Origin of the sequence: Nonomuraea sp. NPDC051191, assembly GCF_044455665.1 — a bacterium.
Lineage (GTDB): Bacteria > Actinomycetota > Actinomycetes > Streptosporangiales > Streptosporangiaceae > Nonomuraea.
The window spans coordinates 209,050-234,955 of record NZ_JBITEZ010000008.1 but is presented as its reverse complement, the minus strand read 5'-3'; the positions used below and the strand labels follow the sequence as shown (position 1 = coordinate 234,955).

The 25,906-nt window shown below is 71.1% G+C and carries 24 protein-coding genes; 8 read left to right on the top strand and 16 right to left on the bottom strand.

Going from position 1 to position 25,906, the window contains the following annotated elements:
* Nucleotides 1–14 precede the first annotated feature (14 nt).
* Nucleotides 15–788, bottom strand: a complete 774-nt coding sequence (locus tag ACIA8R_RS24560; protein ID WP_364086326.1) for a hypothetical protein — start codon at nt 786–788, stop codon at nt 15–17.
* Between the two features lie 227 nt (nt 789–1,015).
* Here ACIA8R_RS24560 and ACIA8R_RS24555 point away from each other — a divergent pair, with 227 nt between their 5' ends.
* Nucleotides 1,016–1,492: a GtrA family protein gene (locus tag ACIA8R_RS24555; RefSeq protein ID WP_364086323.1), complete on the top strand. Its 477-nt coding sequence runs from the start codon at nt 1,016–1,018 to the stop codon at nt 1,490–1,492.
* Here ACIA8R_RS24555 and ACIA8R_RS24550 read toward each other — a convergent pair.
* The 10 genes from ACIA8R_RS24550 to ACIA8R_RS24505 all read right to left on the bottom strand — a co-directional run bounded on the left by ACIA8R_RS24550 (nt 1,476) and on the right by ACIA8R_RS24505 (nt 9,337).
* Nucleotides 1,476–2,753, bottom strand: coding sequence for an ATP-binding protein (locus ACIA8R_RS24550; RefSeq protein WP_357702604.1), 1,278 nt, complete (start codon nt 2,751–2,753; stop codon nt 1,476–1,478). The two genes, ACIA8R_RS24555 and ACIA8R_RS24550, sit on opposite strands and share 17 nt — an antisense overlap.
* 4 nt (nt 2,754–2,757) lie before the next feature.
* Nucleotides 2,758–3,426, bottom strand: coding sequence for a response regulator transcription factor (locus ACIA8R_RS24545; protein WP_043620820.1), 669 nt, complete (start codon nt 3,424–3,426; stop codon nt 2,758–2,760).
* Between the two features lie 317 nt (nt 3,427–3,743).
* A complete protein-coding gene (locus tag ACIA8R_RS24540) occupies nt 3,744–4,283 on the bottom strand; it encodes a hypothetical protein (protein ID WP_397040549.1) in 540 nt (179 codons plus the stop codon).
* A gap of 135 nt (nt 4,284–4,418) precedes the next feature.
* Entirely contained in the window at nt 4,419–4,904 is a 486-nt protein-coding gene (bfr, locus tag ACIA8R_RS24535) for a bacterioferritin (protein WP_357702600.1), read from the bottom strand.
* Between the two features lie 26 nt (nt 4,905–4,930).
* Nucleotides 4,931–5,107: a bacterioferritin-associated ferredoxin gene (locus ACIA8R_RS24530; RefSeq protein ID WP_125632481.1), complete on the bottom strand. Its 177-nt coding sequence runs from the start codon at nt 5,105–5,107 to the stop codon at nt 4,931–4,933.
* A gap of 120 nt (nt 5,108–5,227) precedes the next feature.
* Nucleotides 5,228–5,848 (bottom strand): MBL fold metallo-hydrolase, encoded by a 621-nt coding sequence (locus tag ACIA8R_RS24525; RefSeq protein ID WP_364086319.1) that lies wholly within the window; start codon nt 5,846–5,848, stop codon nt 5,228–5,230.
* Entirely contained in the window at nt 5,849–6,934 is a 1,086-nt protein-coding gene (locus ACIA8R_RS24520) for an S-(hydroxymethyl)mycothiol dehydrogenase (protein ID WP_397040546.1), read from the bottom strand.
* Nucleotides 6,935–6,949: 15 nt separating this feature from the next.
* A complete protein-coding gene (locus ACIA8R_RS24515) occupies nt 6,950–7,867 on the bottom strand; it encodes an adenylate/guanylate cyclase domain-containing protein (RefSeq protein ID WP_364086664.1) in 918 nt (305 codons plus the stop codon).
* Nucleotides 7,868–7,950: 83 nt separating this feature from the next.
* On the bottom strand, nt 7,951–8,469 hold the full coding sequence (locus tag ACIA8R_RS24510) for a PH domain-containing protein (RefSeq protein ID WP_357702594.1): 519 nt from the start codon (nt 8,467–8,469) through the stop codon (nt 7,951–7,953).
* A 46-nt stretch (nt 8,470–8,515) separates the two neighbouring features.
* Nucleotides 8,516–9,337, bottom strand: coding sequence for a biotin--[acetyl-CoA-carboxylase] ligase (locus tag ACIA8R_RS24505; protein WP_357702592.1), 822 nt, complete (start codon nt 9,335–9,337; stop codon nt 8,516–8,518).
* An 84-nt stretch (nt 9,338–9,421) separates the two neighbouring features.
* Here ACIA8R_RS24505 and ACIA8R_RS24500 point away from each other — a divergent pair, with 84 nt between their 5' ends.
* Nucleotides 9,422–11,626 (top strand): FdhF/YdeP family oxidoreductase, encoded by a 2,205-nt coding sequence (locus ACIA8R_RS24500; RefSeq protein WP_397040543.1) that lies wholly within the window; start codon nt 9,422–9,424, stop codon nt 11,624–11,626.
* Nucleotides 11,623–12,465 (top strand): formate dehydrogenase accessory sulfurtransferase FdhD, encoded by an 843-nt coding sequence (fdhD, locus tag ACIA8R_RS24495; protein WP_364086310.1) that lies wholly within the window; start codon nt 11,623–11,625, stop codon nt 12,463–12,465. Before ACIA8R_RS24500 ends, fdhD begins: the two co-directional genes overlap by 4 nt.
* A gap of 64 nt (nt 12,466–12,529) precedes the next feature.
* Here the strand turns inward: fdhD and ACIA8R_RS24490 are convergent, their stop codons facing one another.
* Nucleotides 12,530–14,344 (bottom strand): hypothetical protein, encoded by a 1,815-nt coding sequence (locus ACIA8R_RS24490; RefSeq protein WP_397040541.1) that lies wholly within the window; start codon nt 14,342–14,344, stop codon nt 12,530–12,532.
* Nucleotides 14,345–14,505: 161 nt separating this feature from the next.
* Between ACIA8R_RS24490 and ACIA8R_RS24485 the strand changes: the two genes are divergently transcribed.
* Complete coding sequence (locus ACIA8R_RS24485; protein WP_364086306.1) at nt 14,506–15,585, top strand: epoxide hydrolase family protein; 1,080 nt, start codon at nt 14,506–14,508, stop codon at nt 15,583–15,585.
* 50 nt (nt 15,586–15,635) lie between these two features.
* Here ACIA8R_RS24485 and ACIA8R_RS24480 read toward each other — a convergent pair whose 3' ends face one another.
* The 3 genes from ACIA8R_RS24480 to ACIA8R_RS24470 form a co-directional block, all read right to left on the bottom strand.
* Entirely contained in the window at nt 15,636–18,212 is a 2,577-nt protein-coding gene (locus ACIA8R_RS24480) for a phosphoenolpyruvate carboxylase (RefSeq protein WP_364086662.1), read from the bottom strand.
* Between the two features lie 113 nt (nt 18,213–18,325).
* On the bottom strand, nt 18,326–19,957 hold the full coding sequence (locus tag ACIA8R_RS24475) for a hypothetical protein (protein ID WP_397040538.1): 1,632 nt from the start codon (nt 19,955–19,957) through the stop codon (nt 18,326–18,328).
* A complete protein-coding gene (locus ACIA8R_RS24470; RefSeq protein ID WP_357702580.1) occupies nt 19,954–20,760 on the bottom strand; it encodes an ABC transporter ATP-binding protein in 807 nt (268 codons plus the stop codon). Before ACIA8R_RS24470 ends, ACIA8R_RS24475 begins: the two co-directional genes overlap by 4 nt.
* 36 nt (nt 20,761–20,796) lie before the next feature.
* Between ACIA8R_RS24470 and ACIA8R_RS24465 the strand changes: the two genes are divergently transcribed.
* The 3 genes from ACIA8R_RS24465 to ACIA8R_RS24455 all read left to right on the top strand — a co-directional run bounded on the left by ACIA8R_RS24465 (nt 20,797) and on the right by ACIA8R_RS24455 (nt 23,632).
* Nucleotides 20,797–22,386 (top strand): acyl-CoA carboxylase subunit beta, encoded by a 1,590-nt coding sequence (locus ACIA8R_RS24465; RefSeq protein WP_364086300.1) that lies wholly within the window; start codon nt 20,797–20,799, stop codon nt 22,384–22,386.
* On the top strand, nt 22,383–22,583 hold the full coding sequence (locus tag ACIA8R_RS24460; RefSeq protein ID WP_357702576.1) for an acyl-CoA carboxylase subunit epsilon: 201 nt from the start codon (nt 22,383–22,385) through the stop codon (nt 22,581–22,583). The genes ACIA8R_RS24465 and ACIA8R_RS24460 overlap by 4 nt, the downstream gene beginning before the upstream one ends.
* A 107-nt stretch (nt 22,584–22,690) precedes the next feature.
* A complete protein-coding gene (locus ACIA8R_RS24455) occupies nt 22,691–23,632 on the top strand; it encodes an NYN domain-containing protein (RefSeq protein ID WP_352321648.1) in 942 nt (313 codons plus the stop codon).
* On the opposite strand, the gene ACIA8R_RS24450 is transcribed toward ACIA8R_RS24455, so the two are convergent.
* Complete coding sequence (locus ACIA8R_RS24450) at nt 23,590–24,588, bottom strand: DUF5937 family protein (protein ID WP_364086297.1); 999 nt, start codon at nt 24,586–24,588, stop codon at nt 23,590–23,592. The two genes, ACIA8R_RS24455 and ACIA8R_RS24450, sit on opposite strands and share 43 nt — an antisense overlap.
* Before the next feature lie 60 nt (nt 24,589–24,648).
* Between ACIA8R_RS24450 and ACIA8R_RS24445 the strand changes: the two genes are divergently transcribed.
* Entirely contained in the window at nt 24,649–25,905 is a 1,257-nt protein-coding gene (locus ACIA8R_RS24445; RefSeq protein ID WP_397040534.1) for an MFS transporter, read from the top strand.
* The last annotated feature ends 1 nt before the right edge of the window (nt 25,906 follow it).

Here is a 25,906-nt window from a genome sequence, read left to right as displayed (position 1 = left end):
CTACCTCGCCGTTGTCAACTCGCGCGGGCCCGGCGCAGCCCGAGCGTCCTGATCCGGTTGCCCGCGCCGACGAGGCTGGCCATCACCACCAGGTCCGTACGCCCGCCCTCGTACGTCAGACGCAGGGCGTCGAAGACCAGGACGGAACCGGCGGCCACCGGGATCGCGAGGGTACGGGTGCCGTACAGCTCCACGTCGGCGCGCCGCGCGGTGACGTCCTTGAGCAGGCCGCGCAGCGGATCGCCGGACGGGAAGCGCACCCCCGCCACCCCGGCCGGGTCGGTGAGGTACGTGAGGTGCCGCTGCGGCACCAGGCGAGCCTGCCTGACCAGCGACGACGGCGCCTCGACGGCCTCCCGCGCCGGCTCGCCGGGCACGGGGACCGGTCCGGCGCCCAGCCGCCAGCGTCCGTCCTCCAGGAAGAACAGGTAGTACGCGGGCGTGGGCTCGCGGGCCAGCGCGGCGAACCAGTCGCCTTCGTCGGGCAGCAGGTGGACGGGGTCGGCGGGGAGGGCTGGACGGCCGTTCCGGGTCGCCTCGCAGGCACGGCCGTCCAGCGTCCGCTCCGCCCACGTGGTCAGCTCCCGTACGGCGGCGCAGTCCCGCCGCCGCCAGGCTTCGTCGACCTGCCGGAGCAGCGAGAACGCCTGCTCGGCGGTCGCCGGGTCGACCCGTGGTGCGGCTGCCGGGGCAGTCGTGCGGTCCTCCTGGAGCACCGGGGCGCCGCCGGTCGTGCCACAGCCCGCTGTGAGCAGGGCCAGCACCAACGCGAGCAGTCGAAGCGGCACAGGTGGCTCCCGGGAGGGCGGCCGTCTGGAGCGGCAGGTCCGACATCGCGGGCGGGCCCGCGATCTGAACGGCAGCGTAATGCCGATCTTTCAGAAATGCCGCTAATAAGATGATATTTCTAGAAGTCGTCTTTGCGGGGTATGTTCCGCCCCCTGACACCGGCCGTACGACATCGCCGGTACGCTGAGTTGGTCAGTCTCGACTAGGGAAAGGACCGAGCGCGGACGTGGAGATTGCCAAGCGCCTCTACCAGCGGTTCGAGTCCCTGGTCCACGAGCTGGCCAAGTTCGGGAGCATCGGGGCCGTCGCCTTCCTGCTCGACACCGGTGTTTACAACCTCTTCCTGCTCGGCTTCGAGTGGGGTCCGCTCACCTCCAAGGTCGTGGCCACCACGCTCTCGGCCACCTTCGCCTACCTGGGCAACCGCTTCTGGACCTTCCGCCACCGCGAGCAGAGCGGCCTCGGCCGCGAATACTTCCTGTTCTTCCTGCTCAACGGCGTCGCCCTGCTGTTCGGCCTGCTGGTGATCGGCTTCACCAAGTACACCCTCCAGCTGCACGACGGCCTCAGCCTGAACATCGCCAACTTCGCCGGCGTCGGGCTCGGCACGCTGTTCCGCTACTGGTCGTACAAGAAGTGGGTGTTCCTGGAGGCCACCGAGCCGATCCCGGTCGAGCTGCCCGAGGTCAGGCAGGACCGCTGACCACGCGGTTCCTGCTGTCCTCCTCCGCCGGGCGCAGGAAGATGGCGAACGTCGCCGGGCGGCGCCGGACCAGTTCCAGCCGCCCGCCGTCGGCCGCGGCCAGCGCCCGGGCGAGGGTGAGCCCGAGGCCGGTGCCTCCGCCGCCGCTGACGTTCCGTTCGAAGATCTTGGGTGCGATCTCGTCGGCGATGCCGGGGCCCTCGTCGGAGACCTCGATCACGATGTAGTTGTCGCCGCTGGTGGTGGTGACGGTGACCGTGCCGCCGCCGTGGCGCAGGGAGTTCTCCAGCAGCGAGGCGATGACCTGGCCGAAGCCGCCGGTGGTGGCCATCGCCTTCAGGCCGCGGGTGCCGTCGAGGTGCAGCGTGCGGCCCGCCTCGCGGAAGACCGGCTCCCACTCGGTGACCTGCTGCACGAGCACCTCGTCGATGGCGACCGGCTCGGCCTGGGCGTGGCGCTGGCGACGGGCCGCCGCCAGCAGCTCGTCGATCACCGCGGTCAGCCGCTCGGCCTGCACGATGGCCGCCTCGCCCTCCTCGCGGACGACCTCCGGCTCGTTCGAGGCGGCGACGATCTCCTCCAGACGCATGGTCAGGCCGGTCAGGGGCGTGCGGAGCTGATGGGAGGCGTCGGTGGCGAACTCGCGTTCGCGGGTGAGCAGGTCGGAGATGCGGGTGGCGCTGCGGTCGAGCACCTGGGCCACGCGGTCGAGCTCGGGGATGCCGTAGCGGTGCTTGCTCGGCCGCGCGTCGCCCGACCCCAGCCGTTCGGCGATCTTCGCCAGGTCCTGCAGGGGCAACGTCAGCCTGCGCGACTGTACGACGGCCAGGCTCACGGCCACCGCGAGTGCCGCGACGGCCAGGGCCACGATCAGCAGCAGCCTGGCCCGCACGTCCCGCTCGACCTGGTCTCTGTCACGACTTATGCGGACATAGACGCCGGTGTTGGTCTGTGCGTCCTCGGTCATCAGGTGGCCCGACGCCGGCGCGGTGCCGACGACGGTCACCCTGAGAGGGGTTCCGCGTTCCCAGATCTGGATGTACCTGCCCGGGTACTTCTGCTCCAGTTGCTGCGGATCGAGCGGGGTCTCCTGGACGCGGGCGTACTCGACCTCGCCCACGAGACGTTTGGCTTCCGCCCCGAGCTCCTGAGCCGCCTCGTCGACGATCAGGCGGCTGACCACGACGCCCAGGGGGACCCCCAGCAACAGGACCGCGATGACCGCGACGACCAGTGTGGAGGAGAGCAGTCGACGGCGCATGCGCCTACTCGCGTTCGAACCGGAAGCCGACTCCCCGGACTGTCGTGATGTAGCGGGGCTTGGCGGCATCGTCGCCGAGTTTGCGGCGCAGCCAGGAGATGTGCATGTCGAGGGTCTTGGTCGAACCCCACCAGTTGGTGTCCCACACCTCGCGCATGATCTGCTCGCGGGTGACGACCTTGCCCGCGTCGCGGACCAGGACCCGCAGCAGGTCGAACTCCTTGGTCGTCAGGTGCAGCTCCTTCTCCCCCATCCAGGCGCGGCGGGAGTCGGCGTCGATGCGCACCCCCTGCACGACCGGGGTCTCCGACGTGCCGCGCCGCAACAGCGCGCGCACCCGGGCCAGCAGCTCGGCCAGCCGGAACGGCTTGGTCACGTAGTCGTCGGCGCCGGCGTCGAGGCCGACGACGGTGTCGACCTCGTCCACGCGGGCCGTGAGTATGAGCACCGGGGTGCCGTGCCCTTCGGCGCGGATCCGGCGGGCGACCTCCAGGCCGTCCATCTCTGGCAGCCCGAGGTCGAGAACAATGAGGTCGATGCCGCCCGACAGAGCCCTCTCCAGGGCCTGCGGGCCGTCGGGGCTCACCTCTACCTGATAGCCCTCGCGGCGTAGCGCACGCGCGAGTGGCTCGGAGATCGAGGTGTCATCCTCGGCGAGAAGTACGCAGGTCATGGAGCGATCGTAGGTCCTTAGGCGATCGTTTCCCGGGCACAGCGCGCGGTTTGACTTGTCGTTGACCTATCCATTGACCTGGGCAAACGAAGCTAAATAAGGGTTAGTCGTGATTAAATTACCGCGATTGTCGAGGGGAAATCACAAAGCGCTCCAGGCTTTCCGATCACATCACGTAAGCCCGTCCCTGCGGGCAGGATCCGCCGTCCGGCGCGCCGCGCGCCACGCGTACCGGCTACCGCTGGACGAACCCCGGCACCCCGGACACCGTCGCACGTGACCGGCATCCGGGGCGTGACACCCCGGTCAGGGGCTGCTCAGAGCCAGCTCGCCCGGACGGACGTGGCCGGGCCACCGGCCGGTGCGGTGCCCAGCTCGCCGGCGTGTACCCGGTCGAGCAGGCGACGGACCGTGTCGACGATCTCGGGGGCGGTCTCGCGCAGGCTCGCCGCGTCGTCCGGGCCGACCTCGGCGGGATCGACGCCCGACTGCCGCAGCACGCCTTCGAGGTCGGCCAGCCGCTCCCCCAGCCACTTCAGGGGCTCGGCCGACAGCTCCTCGTCGAACACCCGCCGGTCGGGCTCCCAGCCGCTGGAGCCGGGGTGGTGGTGCGTACGGTCGAAGCTGCCCGGCGTGCCGTCGACGGACTCCAGCAGGTCGACCCGCCAGACGAGCTGGTCGACGACGATGGGACGGGCCGAGTAGATCGACCCCTTGAGCTCGCCCGGCGCGAGCCTGCGGATCTCCAGGCGCACACCGTGCTCGGCGCCCTCCTGGTGCTCCCCGGGGTCGGGGTCGACGAAGTACAGGTCGCTGACGGCCACGCCGATGCGCTCGAAGCCGAAGAGATAGAGCATGGAGACCACTCCCTCACAGGTGTCCGGGGCTCGCCTTCCCCAGTATCCGTCAGGCTGCCTCGGCCGGCCGGTGGGCGGCGGAAAGGCGACGGCCCCGCCACCCGTAGGGGCGGCGGGGCCGGAGAGAGCCTGGCTCTAGTCGTCGACCGAGGGGGGTTCGGCGTAGCGGGCGAGGTAGAGCTGCTCGCCCAGGCTGCGCATCAGGCCCAGCTCGGTCTCCAGGTAGTCGATGTGCTCCTCTTCGTCCTCAAGGATGTCCTCGAAGATGCGGGCGGAGGTGATGTCGCCCTTCTCCCTCATCAGCTGGATCGCCGGCCGGAGCCGCTCGACCACCGCCAACTCCACCTCAAGGTCGGCCTTGAGCTGCTCCTCGACGGTCTGGCCGATGTGCAGCGTGCCGAGGCGCTGGTAGTTGGGCAGCCCCTCTAGGAACAGGATGCGGTCGGTCAGCCGTTCGGCGTGGCGCATCTCCTCGAAGGACTCGTCGCGCGTGTGCTTGGCCAGCCTGGTGTATCCCCAGTTCTCCTGCATCTTCGCGTGCAGGAAGTACTGGTTGATCGCCGTGAGCTCGGCGGTCAGCTGTTCGTTGAGGAGTTCGATGATCTGCTTGTCGCCCTGCATGAACGGGCCCCTCGTCGCGGTACGGCTTATGCGGTCGTCAGTTCTTCAGACTGCTTCAGGATCGCACAGATCTTCCGTACACAACGGGCACAGTCCCCACCGGCACCAGTGGTGTCGCGAATCTGCTTCGCACTCTTCGCCCCGGAGGCGATGCAGTCGTGGACCTCGTTCTCGGTCACAGCACGACATATGCACACGTACATCCGGCGACAGGCCTCTCAAAGCGAGCAGAAGGGAATGCCTTTAGGTTAGGCACACCTAAGATAGCTCACTTCGGTAAGGCTTGCCTATGTTAGAGGCGTCACAGTGGGCTCACCCCCAGGTCAGTGGCCTCTCGCCCGCCACTCCTCCAGGTGCGGCGCCTCGGCCCCGATGGACGTGGAGTCGCCATGACCGGTGTGCACGACCGTCTCGGGCGGCAGGGACAGCAGCCGCCCGGCGATCGACTCGATGATCGTGTCGAACGACGAGTACGACCGCCCGGTCGCCCCCGGCCCGCCCTTGAACAGCGTGTCACCGCTGAACAGCACGCCCGCGTCGGCGGCGTGCAGGCAGACCGCGCCCGGCGAGTGGCCGGGCGTGTGCAGCACCTCCAGCGCCACCCCGCCCACCGAGATCTTCTCGCCGTCGGCCAGCGGCGTGTACGTCACCTCCGGCCCGTACACCTGCTCCCAGAGCACCTGGTCGGCGGGGTGCAGCCGGATCGGCGCCCCGGTCAGCTCGGCCAGCCGGGCGGCGGCGTTGACGTGGTCGTTGTGGGCGTGGGTGCACACGATGGCCTTGACCCGGCGCCCGCCCGCCCGCGCGGCGATGGCCTCGGCGTCGTGCGCGGCGTCGATGATCACGACCTCGCGCGCGTCGCCGACCAGCCAGATGTTGTTGTCGACCTCCCAGGTGCCGCCGTCGAGCGAGAACGTGCCGGAGGTGATCACGCGGTCGATCATCTAGAGGATCACCACCGAGCGCAGCACCTCGCCGCGGTGCATCTTGGCGAACGCCTCCTCGACCTGGTCGAGCCCGATCGTCTCGGTGACGAACCGGTCGAGCGGCAGCCGGTTCTGCAGGAACAGGTCGATCAGCATCGGGAAGTCCCGCGAGGGCAGGCAGTCGCCGTACCAGGACGACTTCAGCGCGCCGCCGCGGCCGAACACGTCGAGCAGCGGCAGTTCCAGCCGCATCTCCGGCGTCGGCACGCCGACCAGGACCACCGTGCCGGCCAGGTCGCGGGCGTAGAACGCCTGCTCGTACGTCTCCGGCCGGCCGACCGCGTCGATCACCACGTCCGCGCCGAACCCGCCGGTCAGGGCGCGGATCGCCTCGACCGGGTCGTTCTCGCGCGAGTTGACCGTGTGCGTCGCGCCGAACCCGCGGGCCCACTCCAGCTTGCGGTCGTCGACGTCGACGGCGATGACCCGGGACGCCCCGGCCAGCGACGCCCCCAGGACCGCCGCGTCGCCGACCCCGCCGCAGCCGATCACGGCCACGGTGTCGCCGCGGGTCACGCCGCCGGTGTTGATCGCCGCGCCGATGCCGGCCATCACGCCGCAGCCCAGCAGGCCCGCGACCTGGGCCGGCGCCTCGGCCGACACCTTCGTGCACTGCCCGGCCGCCACCAGGGTCTTCTCCAGGAACGCGCCGATGCCGAGCGCGGGCGACAGCTCGGTGCCGTCCTTGAGGGTCATCTTCTGGGTGGCGTTGTGGGTGGCGAAGCAGTACCAGGGCCGGCCGCGCAGGCAGGCGCGGCACTGGCCGCACACCGCGCGCCAGTTGAGGATCACGAAGTCGCCGGGCTCCAGCCCGGTCACGCCCTCGCCGACGGCCTCGACCGTGCCCGCCGCCTCGTGGCCCAGCAAGAACGGGAAGTCGTCGTTGATCCCGCCTTCGCGATAGTGCAGGTCGGTGTGGCAGACCCCGCAGGCCTGCACGTTCACCACCGCCTCGCCCGGCCCGGGGTCGGGGACGACCACCGTCTCCAGCGAAACTTCCTGGCCCTTACCGCGGGCGATCACGCCCTGCACTTCGTACGGCATGGCAGCCATCTTGTGTCAGGAGGATGATCTCCGCAAGACATAGGGCTGGACCACGCCGAGACCTCTTGCCGGACGCCTTCTGATCTTGTGGACCTCGATCCCGTCCGGCGCTCCGGCCAGGCCCTCGGCCAGCTCGGAGTCGACCAGGATCGTGCCCGGCCTGGCGATGGCCGTGAGCCGGGCGGCCAGGTTGACGGTGGTGCCGAACACGTCGCCCATCATGGGCACGACGGGCCCGTACGCCATGCCGATGCGCAGCTCCAGGCTGTCGGCGAGGTCGAGCGCGATCGCCGCGGCCTGGGCCGGAGCGGGCGCGGCGAACAGCACCTCGTCGCCGAGCGTCTTGACCAGCCGCGCGCCGTGCGCGGCCACCACGTCGGCGGCGCGCGACTCGAAGCCCTCGACCAGCGAGGCCAGCGCCCGTTCGTCCAGCTCGCGCGACCGCCGGGTGAAGGAGACCAGGTCGGCGAAGCCGACGGCGATCGACACGCGGCCCTGCGCCCGCTCGGCCTGGTCGTCGGCGACGGCCAGCAGCCGGGTGCCCGCGGCGGCGAGCTGGGCGCGCCAGACGTGCACCAGCAGGTGCTCGAAGTCGGGCAGCAGGGCCTTGGCGGTGTCGAGGACGCCGCTCAGGTCGGCGTCGGCGGGCGCGTCCGGGAGCATCGTGCCGATCACGATCTCGGCCTGCCACTGCGCCAGCCTGGCGGTGGTCTGGCCGAGCGCGCGGGCCATGCGGATGACGGCCTGCTCGTCGAGCAGGCCGCCGTCGAGCAGGCTGCGCACCCGGCGCAGCGCGGCCACGTCGGCGTCGCTGAACGCCACGGCGTCGTCGGGGAACTGGGCGAAGCCGAGCGCCCGCCAGATGCGCTGGGCGAGCTCCTGCGACACCCCGGCCCCGGCCGCGACCTGCGCGCGCGTGTGGCGGGCCGGCATGCCGACGAGCGTGCGCTCGATCTGTTCGGCGGTCGGCCTGCCGGGCGGTTGGGTGGCGTTCACGATCAGCAGGCTACGCCAACTCAGCGGCCGTCGATCTCTCCGTCGGACGCGTCCTCCACCAGCTTGAACAGGTCCATGCGGACGTCCTGGATGTGCGGGATGTCGCGCAGCACGATCTGGCCCCTCTCGCCCGCGGACTCGACGGTCAGCGTGCCGCAGCCGAGCATGCGCTCCAGGAACGTCTGGTCGGAGCTGACGGTGTTGACCTTGGCCATGGGGATCTCGTCGGTCGACTTGTTGAGCACGCCCATGCTGATCGTGAAGCGGTGGGTCGTCAGGTTGTAACCGGTGTTCTTCCACTGCAGGTAGGGCACGAACGAGAAGATCGTCAGCAGGATCAGGGCGATGGCGACGACGGCGATCCTGCCGTAGGAGGTGACGCTCTCCCCCCACGTGGTGGGGAAGAAGTACAGGGCCGCACCCGCTGCCGCGGCGATGAGGATCAGCGCGAAGAACGGGCCGACGAGGCGCTTCCAGTGGGGATGGAAGGATCGGACGCGCCGCTCACCCTGCGTCAGATGGTGGTCGGGAAGGGTCATGCCGCACATGCTGCCACCAACCCGGCCGAGCGGCTACGCCGCTGGCCTATCGGGCGGCCCGCACGTGCACGACGTCGCCCGCGCCCAGCGTGTAGCGCTCGCCGCCGGACGTCACCTGCAGATGGCCGGACCCGTCGATGCCGGTCGCCTGCCCGGTCAGCACCTGGTCGCCCGGCAGCTCCACGCGCACCTCACGGCCGACCGTGGCGCTGACGGCCAGGTAGGCGGCGCGCAGCCCGGCGGCCTCGGCGTCGCCGCCCGCCGCCTCCCACTCGCGGTAGTGGCTCTCGACCTCGCGCAGCACGGCCCGCAGCAGCGGGTCGCGGTCGACGCAGGCCGCCTCCTCGATGGCCAGGGACGTGGCCGTCTCGACCGGCGCCTCCTCGGCGCGGAGGGAGACGTTGAGCCCCATACCGATGACGACGGCGTCGTCGACCCGCTCGGCCAGCACCCCGGCCAGCTTGCGCTCGCCCACCAGCAGGTCGTTGGGCCACTTGAGGCGCACGTCGACCTCGGCCAGCCGGCGTACGGCCGAGGCGGCGGCCACGCCGTACAGCAGCGGCAGCCACCCCTGGGCGGCGACCGGCGCCGTGGGCCTGAGCAGGACGGAGAACGTCAGCCCCGAGCGCGGCGGCGCCGACCAGGCGCGGTCGAGCCGGCCCCGGCCGGCGACCTGCGACTCGGCCACCAGCACCCGGCCCTGCTCGGCCCCGGCCTGGGCGGCCATGGCGAGGTCGGCGTTGGTCGAGCCGGTGGTCTCGACGACGGTGACGCCGGTCCACAGGGTTCCCGGGCGTACGAGGGCGCGGTTGAGCGCGGCCTCCGAGAGCGGCGGGCGGTCGAGGTCGGAGTAGCGCGAGGTGGCCATCCCCCTATCTTGGCCGACCCCGTACCGAGGTCGTGGCACCGCACCGGCTGTCTCGAAGTGCGCCTGAGGGGTAAAGATGGGGGGATGAGCAGACGTCCTGACCCTCGCAACTGGGCATCGTGGCGGCCCTTCGGCCTCGGGTTGCGCAAGCCGAACAACTACCTGGAGCTGTGGAAGGCGTTCAGGTCGGTCAAGGGGAACAGGCGTTACGCCTGGCGCATTCTCAACCAGGGCACCTGCGACGGCTGCGCGCTCGGCACGCACGGCATGCGCGACTGGACGATGGACGAGATCCACCTGTGCAACATCAGGTTGCGCCTGCTGCCGCTCAACACCATGCCCGCGCTCGACGTGTCGCTGCTGCGTGACGTCTCGGGGCTGGCCGGGCGCAAGAGCGCGGAGCTGCGGGAGCTGGGGCGGCTGCCGTACCCGATGCTGCGGCGGGCCGGTGAGCCCGGTTTCACCCGGATCGGCTGGGACGAGGCGCTGCGGGTGGCGGCCGACGGGCTGCGCGGCGCGCGGTTCGGCACGTACCTGACCAGCCGCGGGGTGCCGAACGAGAACTACTACGCGGCGCAGAAGGCGGTGCGGGCGCTCGGCACGAACAACGTCGACAACGCCGCCCGCATCTGCCACTCGCCCTCGACGGTCGCGCTCAAGCAGACCATCGGCGCGGCGGCCACGACCTGCTCCTACACCGACTGGATCGGCTCCGACCTGATCGTCTTCATCGGCTCGAACCCGTCGAACAACCAGCCGGTCGCGATGAAGTACCTCTACCACGCCAAGAAGGCCGGCACCCGCATCGCCATGGTCAACGCCTACCGCGAGCCGGGCATGGACAAGTACTGGGTGCCCTCCAACGCCGAGTCCGCGCTGTTCGGCACGAAGATCACCGACGAGTTCTTCGGCGTGAACGTCGGCGGCGACATCGGCTTCCTCAACGGCGTGCTCAAGCACCTGATCGAGAACGACTGGGTGGACAAGGCGTTCGTGACCGGGCGGACGTCCGGGTTCGAGGAGGCGCGCAAGGCCGTCGAGTCCCAGTCGTGGGCCGAGCTCGAAGCGCTCTCGGGGGCCACCAAGGAGCAGATGTTCCGGCTGGCCGAGCTGCTCGGCAAGGCGCGCTCGGCCGTCCTGGTCTGGTCGATGGGCATCACGCAGCACGCCTACGGCGAGGACAACGTCCGGGCGATCGTCAACCTGGCGCTGGCCCGGGGTTTCGTCGGGCGCGACAAGTGCGGGCTGATGCCGATCCGGGGGCACAGCGGGGTGCAGGGCGGGGCCGAGATGGGGGCGTACGCGACCGGCTACCCCGGCGGCCTGCCGATCACGTCCGCCAACGCCGCCAAGTTCACCGACCTGTGGGGCTTCCAGGTGCCCGACACGCCCGGCCTGACCGCGACCGACATGATCGACGCGGCCCACCGGGGCGAGCTCGACGCGCTCGTCTCCTCCGGCGGCAACTTCCTGGAGGTCCTGCCCGACCCGGCCTACTGCCGCGAGGCGCTGTCCAGGCTGGGGTTGCGGGTGCACATCGACATCGTGCTGTCCTCGCAGATGCTCGTGCCGGGCGAGGGCGACGTGCTGCTGCTGCCCGCCCAGACGCGCTACGAGATGGTCGGCGGCGTGACCGAGACCTCCACCGAGCGGCGGATCATCTTCTCGCCCGAGGTCGAGGGGCCGCGCGTCGGCGAGGCGTGGCCGGAGTGGAAGATCTTCTCCGAGCTGGCCGCGCGCACCCGTCCGGAGATAGCCGACCATGTACGGTTCACCGGCACTCCGCAGATCCGTGCGGAGATCGAGCAGGTCGTGCCGTTCTACCAGGGCATCTCCGGGTTGCGGAAGTTCGGGGACAACGTCCAGTACGGCGGCCGCCACCTCTTCGCCGACGGCCGCTTCCAGACGCCCGACGGGCTTGCCATCTTCTCCGTGGTCGAGCCGCCCGCCCTGGAGCGCCCCGACGGCACGTTCAAGGTCGCGACCAGGCGCGGCAAGCAGTTCAACAGCATGGTCCACGAGCGGCTCGACGGCTTCAACGGCGCGGCCCGCGAGGCCGTGCTGATGAGCGCGTACGACGCCGACCGGCTCGGGCTGGCCGACGGCGCCCCGGTCGAGCTGCGCGCCGGCGAGCGCTCCTACCAGGGCAAGGTGCTGCGTGCCCCGGTGATGCCGGGCAACCTGCAGATCCACTGGCCGGAGGGAAACGTCCTGCTCGACGAGGCCCGCCGCTCGCCACAGGCGCGCATCCCCGACTACAACGCCCTCGTCACCGTGCGGCCGCTGTGACGGCGCGTCCCGGGCCGACCACCCGCGTCCGCATCACCGAGCTGGCCGGCTCCGGCGCCCGCGACCGGCGCGACGACCTGGCCACGGAGGAGCCGCTGGAGATCCGCCTCACCGGCGACGACGGCACGCGCAAGACGATCGCCATCACCATGCGCACGCCGGGGCACGACTTCGAGCTGGCCGCCGGGTTCCTGAGCGGCGAGGGGCTGGCCGGGCCGGGCGAGATCGCGGCCATCGCGTACTGCACGGACGAGGACCTGCCGCCCGAGGCCCGCTACAACACCGTCACCGTCCGCCTGCACGGCCCGGTGCCCGACCTGCCCGCGCTCGACCGGCACTTCCTCACCTCCAGCGCGTGCGGCGTCTGCGGCTCGGCCGGTCTCGACGCGCTGCACGGCCGGTGCAAGCCGATCCCCCGGGGCTCGCTCGAACTCACCCCCGAGGTCCTCTACGGCCTGCCGGGCGCGCTGCGCGAGGCCCAGGGCGTGTTCGGCAAGACCGGCGGGCTGCACGCGGCGGGCCTGTTCACGGCGACCGGCACGCTGCTGGCGTTGCGCGAGGACGTCGGCCGGCACAACGCGGTGGACAAGCTGGTCGGCTGGGCGGCGCTGGCCGACCGGCTGCCGCTGGCCGGGCACGTGCTCATGGTCAGCGGCCGGGCCAGCTACGAGATCATGCAGAAGGCGCTGGCGGCCGGCATCCCGGCGGTGTGCGCGGTGTCTGCGCCCTCGTCCCTGGCCGTCGATCTGGCCAGGGAGTTCGGGATGACGCTGGTGGGGTTCCTGCGCGGCGAGCGCTGCAACGTCTACGCCGGTCAGGAGCGGGTCGTCACGTCCTGATCATCCTGGGGCTCCTCTCGCGATGACGGGGACCCCAGGATGATCAGGGCGGCTTGTGTGAGGGCTATTCGCAGGTCACCGGATAGGTGCCCTCGATGGAGGGCTTGTTGTGGTTCAGCACTTCGAGCCGGACCACGCCGGAGGTCTTCGTGTCCCGGTTCCAGTAGGCGGCCTGCACCTGGAGGAGCCCGCCGCTGTTGGTCTTGTACGTGACCGCCTCCGTCGGCTTGCCGTCCATGACCCAGCGCCAGGTGATCTCGGTGTCCGGTGCGGCGCGGAAGGCGCCGTGGGCGGTCACGTACGGCGCCTCGGCGCAGTCGCCGAAGTAGTGCACCGGCCAGAACTCGCTGATCCGCACGGCCCCCGGCGACGGGTCCTGCGGCACGCAGGTCACCGTGTACGGCTTCTCCTTGACCAGCTTGTTGTGGTTCAGCACCTCGATGCGGATGACGCCGCCGCCGGACTCCTTGGGGCTGATGTAGAACAGGTCGCCGATCGACTGGGCCCTGCCGGGCTTGGCGTCCTGCGTCCTGACCGGGCCGGGCTTGCCGTCCACGACGATGCGGTAGCGGACCTCGGCGTCGCGGTCGGTGGTGATCCGGGCGTCCGCGCGCAGGCCGATGGAGCCGGTGCCGCAGTCGCCCCGGTAGACGGGCGTCAGCATGTAGGGGATGGCCAGCTTGGCCGGGTCGGGGTCGGTCGTGCAGGAGAGGGCGAAAGTGCGCTCGGCGGCCTGGGCCGAGGCGGGCCGGGTGGTCAGGGCCAGCTTGTGCGTGCCGGTCTTCGACTGGTCGAGGCTCCAGGCGGCGGTGACGTCCTGCGTCCTGGTCTGGCCGGCCGCCGGGAAGCTCACGGTCTGGTGCTGCCACTCGGCGCCGTCCAGGCTCCACCAGTAGCCGACGCTGGCCGCCGGGCCCGCCGGCAGGGTGAGGCGGCCGGTGGCCTGGTAGGCGACGGGCTCGTCGCAGTAGCCCTGGTAGTCGCCGGGCGTCAGGGCGGTGATCGCGGCCTGCGGCTGCTGCGCCGGGGGCTCGGAGGTCGTCGTCGGCCTGGGGGTCGAGGACGTCGTGGGCGTCGGGGTGGGCGTCAGCGTGGGCTTCGGCGTCGGCGTCCTGGTGGGCTCGGGGCCGGGCGTGACGCGGCAGGTCACGTCGTACGAGGCCCGCCCGGAGTCGTGGCCGCCGGCGTTGAGGATCCGTACGGCCCGCCAGCCGGCCGTCGAGGTGCCCACGGCCAGCGGCAGCGTGACCTGCCTGCTGCGCGGACCGCCGCCGGCGAAGTACATCGACTCGACCGCGCCCTCGCCCGTGGCGCTGTCGATCCACTGGTAGCCGACCTTGGCCGGGGTGCGCGAGACCTGGATGGTCGCGGTGAACGTCACGGTGGCCGGGCAGGCGCCGTCGTGGCGGGACGGGCTCGCCTGCACGCTCGCGGCCGCCACCAGCGGCCGGTCCGGCTGGGCGGGCAGCGGGTTGACCACGTCGTACCGCTGCGGGGATCCGGTGCAGGAGACGCGGAAGCGCGCCTTGGCCGACAGGCCGCGCCGGCCGAGCACCTCCACGGCCTGCCAGCCGGACGTGTCGCGGTCGAACGTCTGGCGGTCCCTCACGACGACCTTGCGCGCGCCGTTGACGCGGAAGCTCCTGATGGCGCTCTTGCTGCCGTCACCGCGCACCCAGCGGTAACGCACGGTGCCCTGGCCCTTGGCGGCCACCGTGGCGGCGAAGGCCACCGTCGTGGGGCACTCGCCCGTGCGGTCGGCGGGGGCGGCCTTGACCCGGGTGACGGAGGTCGCCGGCGCGGCGGCGGCCAGGGCTGGAGGAGCGGCCAGCAGGCTGCCGAGCAGCACCGTGCCCAGCAGCAAGGCTGTCCTTTTCATGAGGGGGTCCCTTTCTGCACTTGTCAAAGCCCCCATGCTGCTCAGTGAGCCTTGGAAGTCACTTGGATCCCTCTTGTGACAGCTTGTGGAATGAAGCATTCCGTTCTGCTATAGTTGGAACAGAACAAGCCGTTCCGCTTCTTCGGTCGAGAGGACCCCTCATGAGCATCCGCCCGTTCCGCATCGAGATCTCCCAGGCCGACCTCGACGACCTGCTGTCCCGGCTCGCGCGGACCCGCTTCACCGACGAGATCCCCGGCGCCGACCAGGGCGTGGGCGTCGATCGGGTCAAGCGCCTGGTGGCCCACTGGCAGTCCGGCTTCGACTGGCGGGCCCAGGAGGCCAGGCTCAACGCGTACCCGCAGTTCACGACGGAGATCGACGGACAGAACATCCACTTCATCCACGTACGCTCCGACAACCCCGACGCCCTGCCCCTGATCCTCACCCACGGCTGGCCGGGCACCGTCGCCGAATACCTCGAAGCGATCGAGCCGCTGTCTCGCCACTTCCACGTGGTCGTCCCGTCGCTGCCCGGCTTCGGCTTCTCCGGCCCGACCAAGGAGCTCGGCTGGAACAACCGGCGCATCGCCGGGGCCTGGGCCGAGCTGATGGCCCGTCTCGGCTACGAGCGCTACGGCGCCGTCGGCAACGACGGCGGCTCGATGATCTCCCCCGAGCTGGGCAGGATCGACGCCGAGCACGTCGCGGGCGTGCACGTCACTCAGGTCTTCTCCTTCCCCTCCGGCGACCCGGCCGAGTTCGCGGACCTGAGCGAGGAGGACCAGGCCGGGCTGGCCGTGCTCGACTGGTTCTGGAAGGAGAAGGGCGCGTTCAACGTCCTGCAGTCGCAGCAGCCGCAGACGCTCGCGCACGCCGTCGCCGACTCCCCCGCCGGGCTCGTGGGCTGGCTGGCCCAGCTCTTCGACGAGGACCTGGACGACGACTTCGTGCTGACCAACGCCTCGATCCACTGGTTCACCGGCACCGCCGGCTCGGCCCTGCGGCTCTACTGGGAGAACGCCCGCATGGAGCAGCCGCAGGAGCCGACGACCACCCCGACCGCGCTGGCCATGGCCGAGGGCGACTTCAAGTCGATCCGCCGCTTCGCCGAGCGCGACCACAGCGCGATCGTCTCGTGGAAGACGCTGCCCGCCCCCGCCCATGGCCACTACACGGCCCACACCGCCACGGAGGCGCTCACCTCCGACATCACGGCCTTCTTCGACAGCCTGCGCTGAACTCCCGCGCTTCGGACGGCCCGGCCCCCCGCCGGGCCGTCCGCGCGTGCTCAGCCCGTGTTCTGCAGGCCGGCGGCCACGCCGTTGACCGACAGCAGCAGCAGCGTGGACAGCCGCTCGCGCTCCTGCTCCGACAGATCCTCGGTACGCATCGCGCGCAACGCCCGGAGCTGCAGGTGCGACAGCGCGTCCACGTACGGGTCGCGCAGCTGCACGGCCCGCGAGAGCACCTTGCGGTTCTCCAGCAGCCGCGTGTGCCCGGTCACCCGCAGCACCAGCTCGCGGGTGCGGTCGTACTCCTCCAGCACCTGGCGGGCGAAGTCGTCCCGGCCGCCGAGCGCGAGGTAGCGCTTGGCGATCGAGCGGTCGGTCTTGGCCAGCGACATCTCGGCGTTGTCCAGCATCGCGTTGAACAGCGGCCACTCGGCGTAGGCCGCGCGCAGCTCGTCGAGGGAGCCGACGGCGGCCAGGCCGGTGCCGAGGCCGTACCAGCCGGGCAGGTTGACGCGGGTCTGCGCCCAGGCGAACACCCATGGGATGGCCCGCAGGTCGTCCAGCGAACGCGGCGCGCCCAGGCCGCGGCGGGCCGGGCGGGATCCGAGCCGCAGCGAGCCGATCTCCTCCAGCGGGCTGACCAGCGCGAACCACTCGGGGAACCCGGGAGCCTCGGTGAGCGCCCGGTAGGCCTCCTCCGAAGCCGTCGCGACCTGCTCGGCCAGGCCGCGGAACCGCTCGGCGGCGGCCGCCGTACGCGCGCCGACCGTGGGCGAGGAGGCCAGCAGCACGGCGTTGGTGACCTGCTCAAGATGGCGGCGGGCGATGGCGATGTGCCCGTAACGAGCGAAGATGACCTCGCCCTGCTCGGTGACCTTGAAGCGGCCCGCGACCGAGCCCGGCGCCTGTGCCAGCACCGCCCGGTTGGCCGGGCCGCCGCCGCGGCCGAGCGCGCCGCCGCGGCCGTGGAACATGCGCAGCTGAACGTCGTGCTCGTGCGCCCACACGGTCAGCTCCTCCTGCGCCTCGTACAGGCGCAGGGTGGCGGCCGCCGGGCCAAGTTCCTTGGCCGAGTCGGAGTAGCCGAGCATGATCTCCATACGGCGGCCGGTCGTGGCCAGGCGGTCCTGGATCTGCGGGATCTCCAGCATGCCGCTCAGCACGCCCGGCGAGTTCGCCAGGTCCTGGCCGGACTCGAACAGCGGCACCACGTCGAGCACCGGCGCCCGGTCGCCCAAGGCGTGCCCGGCCAGCTCGTAGACGGCCGCGATGTCGTCGGCCGAGCGGGTGAAGGAGACCACGTAGCGGGAGCAGGCCGTGACGCCGAACCGCTCCTGGATCCAGGCGATCACCCGGATCGTGGCCAGCACCTCCTCCGTGCGCTCCGACAGCTCGCCGCCCGCCCTGATCTCCTCCAGGGCCGCCGCGTGCACCTGCGAGTGCTGGCGCACCTCCAGCTCGGCCAGGTGGAAGCCGAACGTCTCGACCTGCCAGACCAGGTGCTGCAACTCCCCGTACGCCTGCCGCGGCGTGCTGAGCGCCAGCGACTCCTGCGCCAGCCGCAGGTCGGTCAGCAGCTCGGCGGGCGAGCGGTAGGCGAGGTCGAGGTCACGGTGGCGGGTGGCGGCGATGCGGGCGGCCACGAACAGCAGCCACTGGCGGTGCGGCTCGCGCGGCGACCGGGTGGCCAGCTCGGAGACCAGCTCGGGATGCGCGTCGACGGCCGCGGCCAGCGCGCCCTTCAGCTCGGCCGAGCAGGGCGAGAACTGGACGGAGGCGGTCAGCGTACGGGCGATGCGGGTGCAGGCCGTCTCCAGGGCGGTCAGCACGTGCTCGGACTGGATCTGGATGGTGTCGCGGGTGACCTTGGCGGTGACGTTGGGATTGCCGTCGCGGTCGCCGCCGATCCAGCTTCCGTACCGGATGAAGGGCCTGGCCAGCGGCGGACGGGTGCCGGTGCCCGCGTCGAGCGCCGCGTCGAGCGAGCGGTAGACCTGGGGCACCATCCGGAACAGCGTCTCGTCGAAGGCGGCCATGGCCGTGCGGACCTCGTCGCGCGGGTCGAGCTTGGTGGAGCGGAGCTGGGCCGTACGCCACAGCAGGTCGATCTCCTCCAGCAGGCGGCGCCTGCTCTCGGCGCGCTCCGAAGCGCCGCGTCCGGGTGTGTTGTACTCGGTGAGCTGGCCGCTGACCCGCTGGATGGCGGTGACGACCGCGCGCCTGCGCGCCTCGGTGGGGTGCGCGGTCAGCACCGGGTGCAGCTCCAGGCCCTGAAGCAGCTCGCGCACGCGCTCGTTGCCGAGCTCGTGGACGGCCTGCGCCAGCGACTCCCGCTGCACCCTCCCTTCGGCGTCGCGTTCGCGCAGCGTACGGATGCGGTAGTGCTCCTCGGCCAGGTTCGCCAGGTGGAAGTAGCAGGTGAACGCGCGGGCGACGGCCACCGCCCGCTCGATCTCCCATCCGGCGACCATGTCGGTGATCTCGTCAGCGGATATCTCGCCTCTGCGCGCCGCGATGACGGCTTTGCGCAACCGTTCGACGTCTGCCAGCAGGTCTTCGCCACCCTGTTCGGCGATCACCTCACCGAGCAGCTTGCCGAGCATGCGCACGTCATGGCGCAGCTCGTCAGGCATCTCGGTCACGGCGGCACTACGACGCTCGAGCCCCTGGTCAATCATGCTTCGAAGGGTAGCGAGTCGCTTTCGGCGACCGCATGGCGGTCTCGCCCATTGGACTAGACCACTCACTAGCTGGGCTTGGACACCGCCGCCAGCAACTCGGGGAGCCGGGGGAATCCGATCTTGCCGGCGAGGCGTCGGCCCAGCACCTCGATCAGCAGGCCGTAGAAGGGCGCGAGCGCCGACACCCACAACAACCCGAACAGCAGCGGCACCACGATCGGCAGCGACATCAGCACGATCCCGAGCATCGCCCCGATCGACGACGCGAACGCCTGACCGCCCTGGCCGGGCGCGGCGCCGCTGAAGGCGTTCATCCGCTCGGGCAGCGTGTACGGGATCGTCACGCTGGTCACCGAGCCGACCCCGAGCCCGACGCCGAGCGCGCCCAGCCCGGTCAGGAACGCCGGCACGACGGCCTGCGGACTGCCGGTGAACAGCGCCGCGGCGACCGCCACGAGCAGCAGCAGCGGCGCGGCGACCAGGCAGTTGGCCAGATGGCGGCCCGCCAGGTCGCGGCGCAGGTCCTCCTCGGAGCCGAAGGCCACGGCGTTCATCCACAGGGAACGCCCGTCGATGCCGAACGCGTTGCCCGACTGCAGCGAGATCATCAGCGCGCCCATGCCGGTGATCAGCACCGGCAGCACCGGCCCCGCCTGCCCTTGCGTGCCGTTGTTCAGCGAGAACGCCAGGATGACGGTCACCACGACCGAGGAGAACCAGCCCACGCGGAACCTGGGCTCCCGCCTGATGTACTTCAGCTCCTTGGTCACCACGGCCGCCAGCGGCCCGTCGGGCAGGAACCGGTCGGCGAGCCCCCGCCGCCGGCGTACGGAGGCCGCCTGCGTGGAGGCGTCCGGCGACACCAGGGCCCGGCCCAGCGCCTTGATCCACAACCAGGCCAGCACGACCACGAGCACCGCGACGGCGGCCAGCTCCGCCACGCCGACCAGGCCGCCGTCGGCCATGGCGTGCGCGGCCATGCCCGGCGGCGTCCACCGCAGGACGCCGGCCAGCCGGTGGAGCATCGCGGCGGGGTCGCCGATGCCGCGGTTCATCAGCAGGTTGGGCAGCTGCGCCAGCAGCACCACGAACAGGGCGGCCACGGCCAGCACGTCACGACCGCGCCGGCTGCGCAGGGCGCCGGACAGCGAGGTGGTGATCAGCCGCGACGTCACCACGCAGAGCGCGAACTGCAGCAGCACCGCGGGCACGCCCAGCAGCACGCCCCCGACGCCCGTGGGCAGCCCGACCAGTGCGCCGGCCGTGATGACCAGCATGGCCAGCGGCCACGCGCCCGTCGCGGACGCGGTGAACAGCCCGACGGCCAGCTCGCGCGTACGCAGCGGGAACAGCGACAACCGCGCCGGGTCGAGCGTGTCGTCCAGCCCGAACGCCAGCAGCGGCACGATCATCCAGCTCACCAGGAAGACCGCGAACGCGACGATCACCAGCTCGGCGGCGACGTCGGAGGGCGCCAGCCTGAGCAGGCTCATCAGCAGGAACCCGACCACGGCCAGGCCGGCCGCGGCGAGCAGGGTGAAGACGAAGCCGAGCTTGCGCTGGACGTCGCCGCGCAGGTTGCCGGCGAGCAGGCGCAGCTTGAGCCGGGCGAAGAGCGCGGCCGTGGCCATCGGCGAGCCGGTGACGGCGGCGGACTGCCCGCCGGAGGTCGCCGCGGACGGCCCGGGGGCGCTCACGGGGTGTCCTGGGGGGCGGGCGCGGCCGGGCGCTGCTCGCCGGGCTTGGCGCCGAGCCAGCTCAGGCCCGCCTCGCCGTGGGCGCGGGAGCCGCCGACCAGCCGCATGAACGCCTCGTTGAGGCTGGAGCCGCCGCGCACCTGGTCGAGCGGCCCCTGCGCGACGATGTGGCCGCCGCTCATCACCGACACCCAGTCGCACAGCCGCTCGACCAGGTCCATGACGTGGCTGGAGAAGATGACGGTCGAGCCGGAGGCCGTGAAGCGCCGCAGCACCTCGGTGAGGGTGTTGGAGCTGACCGGGTCGACCCCCTCGAACGGCTCGTCGAGGAACAGCACGGACGGGTTGTGCAGCAGCGCCGCGGCCAGCCCGATCTTCTTGCGCATGCCGGTGGAGTAGTCGACGACGAGCTTGTCGGCGGCCCCGGTCAGGTCCATCACGTCGAGCAGCTCGCCCGCGCGCTGCTCGACGTCGGCCTTGGGGATGCCGCGCAGCCGGCCGTTGTAGAGCAGCAGCTCGCGGCCCGACAGCCGCTCGAACAGCCGCAGCCCCTCGGGCAGCACGCCGATGCGCGCCTTGACGGCGACGGGGTCGCGCCAGACGTCGAGCCCGTCGATCGCCGCCTGGCCGCCGTCGGGCCGCAGCAGCCCGGTGATCATGCTCAGCGTGGTCGTCTTGCCTGCCCCATTGGGACCGACCAGGCCCGCGAAGCTGCCCGCCGGCACCACGAGGTCGACCCCGGCCACCGCGACCTGGGCGCCGTAGCGCTTGTAGAGGCCGTGGGAGCGAACCGCATCCGTCATGGATCCACTCTAGGAGGACGGGCTAGCCTAACGCGCATGAGCGCTGCCGCCGATCCCATGCCGGAGATGCCGGACATCCACACCACCGCAGGCAAGATCGCCGACCTGGAGCGAAGGCTCGACGAGGCCGTGCACGCCGGCTCGTCGTCGGCGGTGGACAAACAGCACGCCAAGGGCAAGATGACCGCGCGCGAGCGGGTGCTCGCGCTGCTCGACGAGGGCTCGTTCGTGGAGTTCGACGAGTTCGCCCGCCACCGGTCCACGATGTTCGGGCTGGAGAAGCGGCGGCCGTACGGCGACGGCGTCATCACCGGCCACGGCACGATCGACGGCCGGCAGGTCTGCGTGTTCTCCCAGGACGTCACGGTCTTCGGCGGCTCGCTCGGCGAGGTGTACGGCGAGAAGATCGTCAAGGTCCTCGACCTGGCGCTGAAGACCGGCTGCCCGATCATCGGCATCAACGAGGGCGGCGGCGCGCGCATCCAGGAGGGCGTGGTCGCGCTCGGCCTCTACGCGGAGATCTTCAAGCGGAACGTGCACGCCTCCGGCGTGATCCCGCAGATCTCGCTCATCATGGGCGCCGCCGCGGGCGGCCACGTCTACTCGCCCGCCCTGACCGACTTCGTCGTGATGGTGGACCAGACGTCCCACATGTTCATCACGGGTCCCGACGTGATCAAGACGGTGACCGGCGAGGAGGTCACGTTCGAGGAGCTGGGCGGGGCCCGCGCGCACAACACCAAGTCGGGCGTGGCCCACTACCAGGCCGCCGACGAGGACGACGCCCTCGACTACGTCAAGGCGCTGCTGTCCTACCTGCCCTCCAACAACCTGGACGAGGCCCCCGCCTTCGCCGCGGCCGACGACCTGGAGCCCGAGCCCGAGCTCGACCTGATCATCCCCGACTCCCCCAACCAGCCGTACGACATGCACCAGGTGATCGAACACGTGCTCGACGACGGGGAGTTCCTGGAGGTCCACGCGCTGTTCGCGCCGAACATCGTGGTCGGTTACGGCCGCGTGGACGGCCAGCCGGTGGGCGTCGTCGCCAACCAACCCATGCATTTCGCCGGATGTCTGGATATCGACGCCTCCGAGAAGGCCGCCAGATTTATTCGAACTTGTGATGCCTTTAATATTCCGATCCTGACTTTTGTTGATGTACCGGGATTCCTTCCCGGGACCGATCAGGAATGGAACGGAATCATCCGCCGCGGCGCCAAGCTCCTGTACGCCTACGCCGAGGCCACGGTCCCGCTGGTCACGGTCATCACCCGCAAGGCGTACGGCGGCGCCTACGACGTCATGGGCTCCAAGCACCTCGGCGCGGACGTCAACCTCGCCTGGCCCACGGCGCAGATCGCGGTCATGGGCGCGCAGGGCGCGGTCAACATCCTCTACCGGCGCGAACTGGCCGCCTCCGACGACCCCGACGCCGAGCGCGCCCGGCTCGTCACCGAGTACGAGGACACATTGGCCAATCCGTACATCGCGGCCGAACGCGGCTATGTGGACTCGGTGATTCGGCCGTCCGAAACTCGCCCCCAAGTTGTCCGGGCACTTCGCGCCCTGCGTAACAAGAGGGCCTCGCTGCCACCGAAGAAGCATGGGAACATTCCTCTATGAGCGACCACCTGCGTATAGTCCGAGGTGAGGCCACGCCTGAGGAGATCGCGGCCGTGGTGGCCGTGCTCGCCACGCGCAGGAGCGCGTACGCGGAACCCGAGAGACCTCGTAGACAAACATGGCGAAACCCCGCCAGAGGTATGCGTAACCCTGGCCTGCCGGGGAAGGCGGCTTGGCGGATGAGCGCACTACCCTAGATAGATCCCGGGAATCGGGTGTCAAGTTCCCCGGGAGTTGGGACTATCTAGAGAAAGTAGGCGTATATAGTCAGCCGATCAACTAACACCGCGGCCTGGAGGACGACATGGCCATCCCAGACCTCATGCCGCATCCTGTGGCAGCCAAGTACGCCGTCCTAGTGGATGTCGGTTATCTGTACGCTGCGGCAGGTGAGGTGCTGCTCGGCGCGAAGGAACGCAAGGAATATCGGGTGGCCGCCGATGAGCTCATCCAGAGTCTACAGAAACATGCAGAGGAACGTATTTCCGGCGAACTTCTGCGGATCTATTGGTATGACGCAGCCCGCGACCGTGTGCCGACCGTCGATCAGCGGGTCATCGCCCAGCTCCCGTGGGTCAAGGTCCGCCTTGGCAACCTCAACGCCCGCGGCCAGCAGAAGGGCGTCGACGCGCAGATCAGGAGCGACCTGGAGGCACTCGCCCGGCATCACGCGGTGACCGACACGATCCTGCTGGCCGGCGACGAGGACATGGTCCCGGCGGTCGAGGCGGCGCAGGCGTACGGCGTGCGCATCCACCTGTGGGGCGTCGAGCCCCCTTACGGCACCAACCAGGCCGAGCGCCTGGTGTGGGAGTCCGACACGGTGGAAGTGATCTCCGCCGATTTCCTGAGACCCTTTTTCAGTCGCGCTCCGCAGCCGGTTGCGGTCACCCCGCCCGCCGCGGCTCCCTCGCCCGCCCAGGTGTTCGCCGGGCGCGCGCCGGTCAAGCCGCACGCCAAGCCCGGCCAGGTCGCCAAGCTGGGGCCCAGCCGCCCGCGCGTGGAGGACGTCGGCGAGCACGTCGCCCAGAAGTGGATACTCACCCGCGGCCGCGACAACATCCGCGACCTGCTGCCTGGCCCGATCCTGCCGACCGTGATCGACACCGAGCTGCTGATCGAGGCGGAGAAGGAGCTCGGCCACTCGCTGCGGCCCTACCCGGAGGCCCGGGTCTGGCTGCGCGACGGGTTCTGGGCGCGCGTCTACCGGGAGTTCGACCTGGGGGTGGGGGTCTCCTCCAAGTAGAGCAGCGTCTCGGCGACGGCCGAACGGGCGTAGAGCACGTACCGGCCGGTGCGGTGCGCGGTGCACAGGCCGGCCTTGCGCAGCGCCGTCAGGTGCTGGTTGACGCCGGGCTCGGAGAGCCCGGCGCGCTGGGCCAGGTCGCGCGTGGAGGCCGGCTGGTCGAGCTCGGCCAGCAGCCGGGCGCGCGTCCTGCCGAGCACGGCGGCGAGCGCCTCGGGCGGGTCCACCTCGCGGCGCTCCCAGAGCGTCGCGATGCCGCGCGGCGCGTAGCGCACGGTCGGCTGGTACGGCGGCGTCGTGACCGACAGGACCCGCGGCCAGGCGAACACGCACGGCACCAGCAGCAGCCCGAGCCCCCTCAGTGACCGCCGGCCGGTGACGTACAGGTGTTCCAGCCGCAGGGTGCCGCCGTCCCAGGTGACGGCGTCGTCGAGGTCGGCCAGCATGCGCTGGGCGCCGCCCTCGGCCAGCAGCCGGGCGCGGTACAGGATCTCGCCCTCCAGCAGCGATCGGATCCGCGGCCAGTACGGCGCCATCGCCGCCTCCCAGTAGTCGGCCACCTCCACGGCCAGGCGTTCGAGGCCCTGTTCCGGGTCGTCGTAGAGGGCCTGCACCCGTTTCGTCCAGGGGCCGCCGATCTTGTCCAGGTCCGTGCGGACCCGTGCGGCCGCGCCCCGCATCGTGGCGAGTTCCAGCTCCAGGTCCGGCATGGACGTCGAGGGCGGCGTGCAGGTGAAGCCCGCGATCGAGACCGTGGGAATCGGGACCAGGTCGGACAGCAGCCCCCAGTCCACGTCCTGGAGGCGGCGGCGCACCTGGTCGGCCCAAGGGCGCAGGAGCGGGTGCGCCGCGGGGTTCTTCACCACGCGCACGCTGGTCACGACCTCGCCGAGCGGCGAGACGGCGAAGCGCGTGTTGGCGATGTCGTGGGCGGTGAACGTCAGGTCCAGGGTCATTGGATTTGCTTGTCACTTAATCGATAGCGGCCTTGAGCGACATTTCAGCATTCTGCCGACATGTCAGCAACCTTGGTGGAAGCTCCACTTCTGCGCCTTCACGCGTTCCGCAACCTGTACGTCGCCGGCACGGTCAGCCAGCTCGGCACCCAGATCGGCTACGTCGCACTCCCGCTGCTCGCCGTGACCGTCCTCGGGGCGGGCGCGGGCGAGGTCGGGCTGCTCTCGGCCCTCGCCACGCTCACGGCCCTGGTGCTCGGGCTGCCCGCCGGGGCATGGGTGGACCGCGTCCGGCGGCGCCGCCTGATGGTCGCGATGGACGCCGCGCGGGCCGCGGCGCTGCTGTCGGTGCCGGTGGCGTGGTGGGCCGGCGTGCTGTCCATGGCGCAGCTCTACGTGGTGACGACGCTCGTCGGGGCGGGGACGCTGCTGTTCGACGTGGCGTCCATGAGCATCATGCCGGGGCTGATCGGACGCGAGCGGCTGACGTCGGCCAACTCGCTGCTCGTGGGCACGGCGGCGGGCATGGACGTCGCCGGGCGCAGCGTCGCCGGGGTGCTCGTCCAGGTCGCCGGCGCGCCGGTGGCCGTGCTGCTGGACGCGCTGAGCTACGTGTGGTCGGCGGCCTGGCTGCGCGGCGTCCCCGAGCCGGCCCTCGTCCAGGACGGCCCGGCGGGCGACGCGGAGTCCATGCGGGCCCGGATCGCGGAGGGCGTACGGTTCATCCTCGGCAACCGGGTGCTGGTCGCGGCGCTGGTCCAGGGTGCGATGGCGAACCTGGCGTTCCCGCTCTGCTCGGTCCTGCTGCCGGTGCTCATCGTGGGGCAGCTCGGCTATCCGGAGTGGGTGCTTGGAGCGTATCTGGCGGTGAGCGGGCTCGGCGTGCTCGCCGGGTCGTCGTCGGCCCATCTGCTCGGCCGGCGCTTCGGCACCGGCCGCGCGGTGTGGCTGGTCAGCCTGGTCACCGCCCCGCCCGCGCTGGTGATCCCGTTCCTGGGGCCCGGGGCGTGGCTGTGGGCCGCGGCTGTGGCGTGGTTCGTGGTGACCTTCCGTACCGGGATGAACAACGTGCTGCTGGTGAGCCTGCGGCAGCGGGTCACGCCGGACCACCTGCTCGGGCGGATGACGGCCACGATGCGGCTGCTGCTGACGGGCGCGGTCGGCCTCGGCGGGCTGCTGGCGGGGTTGATCGGCGAGCTGTGGGGGGTGCGCGCGTCGCTCTGGACGGGCGCGGTGATCATGGCCGTGAGCTGGCTGCCGATCCACTTCTCAGCCCTTCGCCGGTCGGGTCCGAATACCGCTGGTCAGGCGCTCTGAG

Coding starts and splice junctions, on each gene's coding strand:
- ACIA8R_RS24550 (WP_357702604.1), bottom strand. CDS start 2,753: ATGCGCCGTCGACTGCTCTCCTCCACACTGGTCGTCGCGGTCATCGCG.
- ACIA8R_RS24545 (WP_043620820.1), bottom strand. CDS start 3,426: ATGACCTGCGTACTTCTCGCCGAGGATGACACCTCGATCTCCGAGCCA.
- ACIA8R_RS24540 (WP_397040549.1), bottom strand. CDS start 4,283: ATGCTCTATCTCTTCGGCTTCGAGCGCATCGGCGTGGCCGTCAGCGAC.
- bfr (WP_357702600.1), bottom strand. CDS start 4,904: ATGCAGGGCGACAAGCAGATCATCGAACTCCTCAACGAACAGCTGACC.
- ACIA8R_RS24530 (WP_125632481.1), bottom strand. CDS start 5,107: ATGTACGTGTGCATATGTCGTGCTGTGACCGAGAACGAGGTCCACGAC.
- ACIA8R_RS24525 (WP_364086319.1), bottom strand. CDS start 5,848: ATGATCGACCGCGTGATCACCTCCGGCACGTTCTCGCTCGACGGCGGC.
- ACIA8R_RS24520 (WP_397040546.1), bottom strand. CDS start 6,934: ATGCCGTACGAAGTGCAGGGCGTGATCGCCCGCGGTAAGGGCCAGGAA.
- ACIA8R_RS24515 (WP_364086664.1), bottom strand. CDS start 7,867: ATGCCGGCCCGCCACACGCGCGCGCAGGTCGCGGCCGGGGCCGGGGTG.
- ACIA8R_RS24510 (WP_357702594.1), bottom strand. CDS start 8,469: ATGACCCTTCCCGACCACCATCTGACGCAGGGTGAGCGGCGCGTCCGA.
- ACIA8R_RS24505 (WP_357702592.1), bottom strand. CDS start 9,337: ATGGCCACCTCGCGCTACTCCGACCTCGACCGCCCGCCGCTCTCGGAG.
- ACIA8R_RS24500 (WP_397040543.1), top strand. CDS start 9,422: ATGAGCAGACGTCCTGACCCTCGCAACTGGGCATCGTGGCGGCCCTTC.
- ACIA8R_RS24490 (WP_397040541.1), bottom strand. CDS start 14,344: ATGAAAAGGACAGCCTTGCTGCTGGGCACGGTGCTGCTCGGCAGCCTG.
- ACIA8R_RS24485 (WP_364086306.1), top strand. CDS start 14,506: ATGAGCATCCGCCCGTTCCGCATCGAGATCTCCCAGGCCGACCTCGAC.
- ACIA8R_RS24480 (WP_364086662.1), bottom strand. CDS start 18,212: ATGCCTGACGAGCTGCGCCATGACGTGCGCATGCTCGGCAAGCTGCTC.
- ACIA8R_RS24470 (WP_357702580.1), bottom strand. CDS start 20,760: ATGACGGATGCGGTTCGCTCCCACGGCCTCTACAAGCGCTACGGCGCC.
- ACIA8R_RS24465 (WP_364086300.1), top strand. CDS start 20,797: ATGAGCGCTGCCGCCGATCCCATGCCGGAGATGCCGGACATCCACACC.
- ACIA8R_RS24460 (WP_357702576.1), top strand. CDS start 22,383: ATGAGCGACCACCTGCGTATAGTCCGAGGTGAGGCCACGCCTGAGGAG.
- ACIA8R_RS24455 (WP_352321648.1), top strand. CDS start 22,691: ATGGCCATCCCAGACCTCATGCCGCATCCTGTGGCAGCCAAGTACGCC.
- ACIA8R_RS24450 (WP_364086297.1), bottom strand. CDS start 24,588: ATGACCCTGGACCTGACGTTCACCGCCCACGACATCGCCAACACGCGC.
- ACIA8R_RS24445 (WP_397040534.1), top strand. CDS start 24,649: ATGTCAGCAACCTTGGTGGAAGCTCCACTTCTGCGCCTTCACGCGTTC.